This window comes from Intestinimonas butyriciproducens, assembly GCF_016901775.1.
Taxonomy (GTDB): Bacteria; Bacillota; Clostridia; order Oscillospirales; family Butyricicoccaceae; genus Pseudobutyricicoccus.
In genome coordinates this window covers 61,485-68,362 of sequence record NZ_JACJKW010000017.1, presented here as the reverse complement: position 1 = coordinate 68,362, position 6,878 = coordinate 61,485, and the positions used below count along the sequence as shown (strand labels likewise).

The window sequence follows — 6,878 nt, the reverse complement described above, 5'->3', positions numbered from 1 at the left end:
GGGTGGACCTGGGGCTCGGGGGGGAACTGATGCTCTCTCTCCTGCCCCAGAAGGTCTCCATCATGGCGGCCTTTTCCTGCCAAAGCGGGGAAAAGGGGCAGATGACGGTGAAGCCTGCGGCCCTGGAGCTTTCGGGCCAGAAGATCGACCCCAGCCTGCTGCCTTCGGAGTGGACGGGGCAGCTGTCCCGCCTGCTTTCGGGCCTTCTGTCCGAGGCCGGCGGGCCGTATAGCTCCCTTTCCTTCCGGGACGGGGCCTTTGTGCTCATCCCCTAGGGCTGGAGTGCCGACCCAGGCCCCTTTGGGGGTGCATGAAAAACCCCCGGAGGAATGGCCGGGGGGCATAAGAAAGTAGTATTGCTTTTTTGCAGGAACGGCATGGCTTCGGTCATGCCGTTTCCTGTTTCATCAGTTCGTTCACGGGGATAAAGCCCACAAGGTCATAGGAGATGCGGATGCCCTGTCTGCGCTTCCCGCTGCTCTTGTCAGGCGCTTCGATGTAGATTCCCTTGACAAGCTCCCGCAAGGCGTAGGGGGTCATTTCCTGCAAATCCTCGTATTTGTGTACCCGCTGGATGAACTGCTCCAAATTTTCAATCTGTCGTTCCTGTACTTCGATTTCCTGCTGCAAGGTCTGGATTTCCACTTTAAGCTGCGCCTGTTCGTCCTCATAAGTCTTGCTCATCAGCGCAAACCGCTCATCGGAAAGTTTCCCGGCCACATTATCCTCATAGATACGGATGAACAGCCGGTCAAGTTCCCCAAGACGGCGTTCTGCCTGTGCCAGACGCTTCTTGTGTCCCCGGACAGCTTCTTCGCTGGACAGCTGGAGTCTATGCTCCATTACTGTCCGAAAATGGGCTTCATGCCGGGTTACATAGGAGATAACCGTTTTCATGTGCATCCAGACCAATTCTTCCAGTACAACCGCCCGGATGAAGTGAGCGGAACAGGTTCCCGTGTTGCTGCGGTAACTGGCACATACAAAATGGTCTTGCCGCTTCTCAAAGTAGTTGGTGGTGCAGTAGCGCATTTTTGCCCCGCAGTCAGCACAGTAAACCATGCCGGAGAACAGGCTGCTCTTTCCGGTTTTTGTCCTTCGGTGGCGCTGCTTGCGGATCTCTTGCACCTTGTCAAAGACTTCCTGCTCAATGATAGCCGGATGGGTGTTGTAGAATACCGCCTGCTTCTCAATGGGTGTTTCCCGCTGCTTCTTGTCCCAGATGGAGTTGGTGTAGGTCTTGAAGTTAACCGTACAGCCCGTGTATTCCCGCCGTTCCAAAATGTGAACAACGGTATTGGGGTTCCAGTGGTACGGATCAGCGGTTTCAAGGCTTGGGGTGTTAATGCCTTCTCTCCGCTTATAGGCAGTAGGATTGAGCACCTGTTCCGCCTGCAAGAGTTTGGCGATCTGCATCGGCCCCCGGCCTTCCATACACAGATTGAAGATGCGCTTGACCACAGGAGCGGCTGCTTCGTCCACGACCCACTTTGTTCGATCCTCCGGGTCTTTGCGGTAGCCAAAGGGGACATTGGTTGTCAGCGGGATGCCCTGCTCGCCCTTGGCCTTCTGTACCGCACGGATTTTGCGGCTGGTGTCCTTGGCAAAAAACTCATTGAACCAATTTTTGATTCCCGCAACATCGTTGTCAGTGCTGTTGGGGTCAATGGTGTCAAAGTGGTCGTTGATGGCGATATAGCGCACACCATATTTCGGAAAAGTGAAGTTGATATATAAGCCCGTCAGGGAAGAATTTCGCCCCAGCCGGGACAGGTCTTCTTGTGTCAAGTAGGAACTAAAAAATTTTTGAGATTTTACAAGCCGTTCATAGGTGGAAGACCACCCATGAACGGCTTGTAACATTCAGCCTATTAGATTTCTGCATCCTCAAAGATGTCTTTGAACTTCCAGACGATTTCGATGCTGTCATGCCCATGAACATAGATAGCGGAGATTAGAGCATGAGCAAGCTCGTATGTAAGCCCTTCGCCTTTCTGGTATTCGCCGAGCACCGCATCAAGCCTTTCATCCGAACAGGGATGTTCAGAATCAAGCTCCTGCATCCGCTGATGACCTCGCTGGATTGCTTCTTCATTCTCAGACATCTTCGTGTCTGTTTCTGCTTTCCGCTTGAGATATTCGGCCTTTGTGATGCTGCCGGAAGTGTATTTCTCATACAGCCGGAGCTTCACTGCCTTGAGCTGTTCGTACTGTTTCTGCAAATCACGGATTGCATCCGCGCATTCTGAGATGGCAGATTTCCTGCGCTTGCTGATCTCGTGTTCTTTGACAGCTTTCTTTTCAACCAGTGTGAGCATTTGCCCAATCGCTTTGTAAGCAGTGTCCTCAATCCATGCCTCGCTGTATCTTTCACCAACCGGACAATCCGTATCGCGGTCATGTGTTGAGTGGGTACACTGATAGAAATATCCGCTCTCATTTCGGAGCTTTCGCCGGGTAAGGGCGCGTTTGCAGTTGCCGCAGCACACAAGACCCTTGAGGGGATAATAGCGCAGATTCCGTTTGGGATTCTTCTCACCGCCCCGGATGACTGCCTGAGCCAACTCAAACTCTTCCTTGCTGACAATCGCTTCGTGCATCCCTTCGACGATGATCCAGTCCTCTTTCTTTTGAGAAATAGTTTTCCGAGAACCTACGCCGCCGGATTTTCGCTTGTGGCCGACCGTTGCCCCAGTGTAAACATAACTCGTCAGGATCTTGTAGACCATAGAGGCTGTCCAGCTTATCTTTTCGCTCATGCGACTATACTTCTTCTTGTCAGGATGTTTGTCTTTGAAATATTGCCCGGGCGTCGAGATGTTATCATCGTTCAAGCTAAGGGCAATCTGTGAGGTATTCCTTCCTTCAAGGGCTTCATCGAAGACCCTGCGCACGACCTCAGCGGCCTCCGGGTCAAGCTTGAGCTTGTTGCGGATTTCCGGGTGAAGCACATAGCCGTAGGGAGCGTACCCGCCCACATACTTGCCCTGCTTCATCATCTGGATTTTGGCCGTTGTCGTTTTGACCGAGAGATCCTTGCTGTACGCCGCATAGATGATGCTGCGCATGACAACCTCAAGACCGCCGGTTGTTCCCTTGTAATCGTCGCTGTCATACCCGTCGTTGATGGAGATGAAGCGAACGCCCATGAACGGGAAAGTGCATTCGAGATAATTGCCCGTCTCGATGTAATCACGAGAAAAGCGGGAAAAATCTTTGACGCAGATCAGGTTGATCTCCCCGTGCCGGACTTTCTCCATCATCGCCGAGAACTGAGGACGATGAAAATTTGTCCCGGTATAGCCATCATCCGCGAACTCAAGCCTCGGATATTTGGAAAGCGTCGGATGATTGTCAAGGTAGCGGTTGATGAGCATACGCTGGTTGCCGATGCTGTCACTCTCGGCCTTGCTTCCGTTGCCGGCATCTTCATCAGCCATAGAGAGGCGGATGTAGATGCCGATTGTGTAGTCTTTGTTCATTTACATCGCCTCCTGAACTTCTTTGATACTCTGAATGGTCAGCTCGTAGATGTCACCGTACTTCATGACCAGTTCCACAGCGCCGCCCTCATGGACTTTGACCAATTCAACAGACTCGTCTACCAAATCCTGAGAGAGCTGCGTTGCCGTGCTGACGGATTTCATCAAGGTAATCCACTTGTTATCGACCGACATAGCTTCGTCGAACTTGCTCCGACGCTGTACTGCCTCGTCCAGACGGCGGGACAGGTCAGCGTATTGTTCGTCATAGCTCTTCTTGGCAAAGGAGTATTCCGCTTCATCCAGAAGTCCCTCGGCATAATCCTCGTAGAGGCGTGTCCGCTTCTTAGAAACGCCGTTGAGCCGCAGATTCAGGCTTGTAATGAGGGCATTCTGTTGATCGCGGATGTTTTTCTCGCCCTCGCTGCCCCTGAGCTTATCCAGCAGCTTGTCATAATCAAGCGCTGCTTCGACTTGAAGCTGGATCGCTGCAAGTACATTCGCTTCAAGCGTGTCCTGCCTTGTGTAATGGGAAGTACAGTGCTCGTAACGCCGACCTACTGAGGTACTGCATTCATAGTAGGCATACCAGCGCTTCCGCTTGTCCTTGTCGATCCGTTTGCGGTGGAAGTACATCTTCTTCCCGCAATCAGCGCAGACGATTTTCCCCTCGAACAGGTTGACAAGCGTTGCCCGGATTTCCTCGGTTTTCTGCATACTCGTCTGGCGAGCCTCAGAAGCCGCTTGGAGGATGTCCTGCACCTTCTGGAAGTCTTCACGGGAAATAAGCGCTTCGTGTGTGTTCGGGAATACAATCCACTTATCCTTGTCCTTGACATTATGGGATTTGATGCCTTTGTAGATCGCCTTCATGGAGCGGCCAAGAACGGTATCACCCACATAATGCGGATTGCTCAGGATGCCGTACAGCGTTGAACTGTACCAGCCTTTGCAGGAGCAGCCGTCGCCTTTGCGGGTTCCGTTCTGGCGTTTCCGCAGCTCTGTATTTGGCGCACCCAGCCGGTCAAGTTCGTTAAGGATCGTCGGGATTGACCAGCCCTCGATTTTCCACTGGAACATGAGCCGCACATACTGCGCTGTCTCTTCGTCAATGACCATGTTTGTATGGTCTTCATTCCACCGGTAGCCATACGGAAGATTGCGCTTCTGGAAGGTTCCTTGCTCCATCTGTGCTTTCAAGGCGGTTGAGACTTTCCGGGAAATATCCTTCGAGTACAAGGCGTTGATCATGTTTTGCAGCGGGATCATCAGGCTCTCATTTGAGCCGTCTGTATCAAAGTTGTCGTAGTGTTCCTTGATTGCAATAAACCGCAAGCCGATCTGCGGGAAAATGCGCTCAAGGTAGGTTCCGGTTTCTATGTAGTCACGGCCAAAACGGCTGAGATCGCGGACTACAAGGCATTTGATCCTGCCGCTCTTGATGTCGGTCATCAGCCGGTTGAACTCCGGCCTATCGAAAACCGTCCCCGTCCGTCCGTTATCCACATAGACATCGACGAGATCAAGATAAGGACACCCTGCGATATAGGACTTGCATATCTCGATTTGATTGGTGATGACATCCACCTTTTCAGATTTGCCGCTATTCTCCACGGAGAGACGGGCATAAATGGCTGTCGGGAAGATTTGCAGCGGTGCTGCTTCGCAAACCGGCTCTGCGGCTGCGTTTTTTCTGCTTTTTCGTGCCATACGCTCATCCCTCCTTTATCCGGCAATGGCAAGTTCGTCGGCATAGCCGAGAACATATTCAAGTGTCTGCTGATACTCGTCTTTGTACTTGAAGACAATCTCTATCGCGTGATCCTCATAAATCAGGATGCGGTCAACCAGCGCCATAAGGACGCGGCGGTTCAGTTCTTCAATGTTTTCATACTGCTTGAAGAGCGTCACCCAATTCCGTTCCGTAGCTCCGGTTGTGACCGACTGCTTCATTTCTTTCTTCACGCGGAGAAGGGCTTCCTGCTTTTCCTCAATGATTTTGGTGTAGCTGTTGCGGAACTCAAAGTATTCCGACTTGTCGATGATCCCGTCCGAGAGGTCTTCATACAGCCGGAGCTTGAGCTTCTGATACCGCTCAATCTCTTCTTCGAGCTTCGCAATCTGTGCCTCATAGTTAAACGCTTTGCGATTCTGGGAAGGAAGCCTCTCAATCATCTCAAGCGCTTTCTCCAGATTGACCACAAGCTCGATCTGGTCATGGATGGCACGGAACACCTTTTCCTCAACCTCTTTTGCGCTGATGCTGTGCGGGCTGCAGGTCCGGCTATGTTTGTTCGTCGAGCAGACATAGTAGATGTATTTCTTTGTCTTCGACGGAACGGTCTTGCGTGTCATAGACTGCTGGCAGTCTCCGCAGAACAGGAAGCCGGAAAACAGGTGTGCCTCATCCTGATCAGGCGAGCAGCGCATATCCCGCTTCATCATGGTCTTGACGGCCATGAAATCCTCATAGGAAACAAGCGCTTCGTGCGCCCCCTCGACCTTGACCCACTCGGTTTCGTCTTTCGGCTGCACAACGCGCACCTTGTAGTTTGGCGTACCGCGCTTGCCTTGGGCAAGGACACCGATATATACCTCATTGGTGAGGATGCGCTGGACAGCCTTGTAAGTCCACTTTGCAGTGTCGCCGGTCTTGAAGACGGTATCGAACTTCACCCCCGCCGAATGCTTATACTCCATAGGGGAAAGCACACCCATCTGATTCAGCCTTGCGGCAATGCGACCGATGGAGAAGCCATCCTTGTACATGGCAAAGATCATCTGCACATACTCGCTGACGGCCTCATCGACGATGAGCTGGTTTTTGTTATCCGGCGATTTCTTGTAGCCATAGGGAGCGAACGCCCCGACGAACTCACCGTTCTTTTGCTTGACCTCCAAGCTGGATCGAATTTTCATGGATATATCCTTGCAGTAGGAGTCGTTGATGAGGTTTTTGAACGGGATGACAAAGGAATCCGACTGCGGATCGCCGGTCAGGCTGTCGTAAGCGTCGTTGACCGCGATAAAGCGGATGCCGAGCTGCGGGAATATCTTTTCCAGATACCGACCGCCGTCGATGTAGTTCCTCGAAAAGCGACTGAGGTCTTTGACCACGATGCAGTCAATCGCGCCTTTGCGGATTGCGTCTTCGAGCTTTTTGAAGTTTGGACGATTGAAGGAAACGCCGCTATAACCATCGTCAACGAACGGCTCACAGACGATTTCCAAATCGTCATGCCGTGCAATGTAGTCCTCGCAAATGGCTCTTTGGCTTGCGATGGAGTTGCTTTCAACTTTGTCCCCGTCTTCACGGGACAGGCGGCAGTAAATCGCCGTCCGGTAAACTTTTCCGGGCATAAAAATAACCTCCGTTTTCTGTTTGGTGTGATACAT

At 52.0% G+C, this 6,878-nt stretch carries 5 protein-coding genes; 1 reads left to right on the top strand and 4 read right to left on the bottom strand.

Annotation, left to right across the window (positions count from 1 at the left end; translation table 11 throughout):
• On the top strand, positions 1–275 hold a 275-nt coding region (locus H6A25_RS09930; protein WP_204751964.1), incomplete at its 5' end, for a hypothetical protein.
• Between the two features lie 112 nt (positions 276–387).
• Here the strand turns inward: H6A25_RS09930 and H6A25_RS09925 are convergent.
• The 4 genes from H6A25_RS09925 to H6A25_RS09910 all read right to left on the bottom strand — a co-directional run bounded on the left by H6A25_RS09925 (position 388) and on the right by H6A25_RS09910 (position 6,842).
• A complete protein-coding gene (locus H6A25_RS09925; protein ID WP_345941604.1) occupies positions 388–1,704 on the bottom strand; it encodes a recombinase family protein in 1,317 nt (438 codons plus the stop codon).
• Between the two features lie 167 nt (positions 1,705–1,871).
• A complete protein-coding gene (locus H6A25_RS09920) occupies positions 1,872–3,482 on the bottom strand; it encodes a recombinase family protein (RefSeq protein WP_204751962.1) in 1,611 nt (536 codons plus the stop codon).
• Positions 3,483–5,192: a recombinase family protein gene (locus tag H6A25_RS09915; protein ID WP_204751961.1), complete on the bottom strand. Its 1,710-nt coding sequence runs from the start codon at positions 5,190–5,192 to the stop codon at positions 3,483–3,485.
• A 15-nt stretch (positions 5,193–5,207) separates the two neighbouring features.
• A complete protein-coding gene (locus H6A25_RS09910; protein WP_204751960.1) occupies positions 5,208–6,842 on the bottom strand; it encodes a recombinase family protein in 1,635 nt (544 codons plus the stop codon).
• Positions 6,843–6,878: the final 36 nt, after the last annotated feature.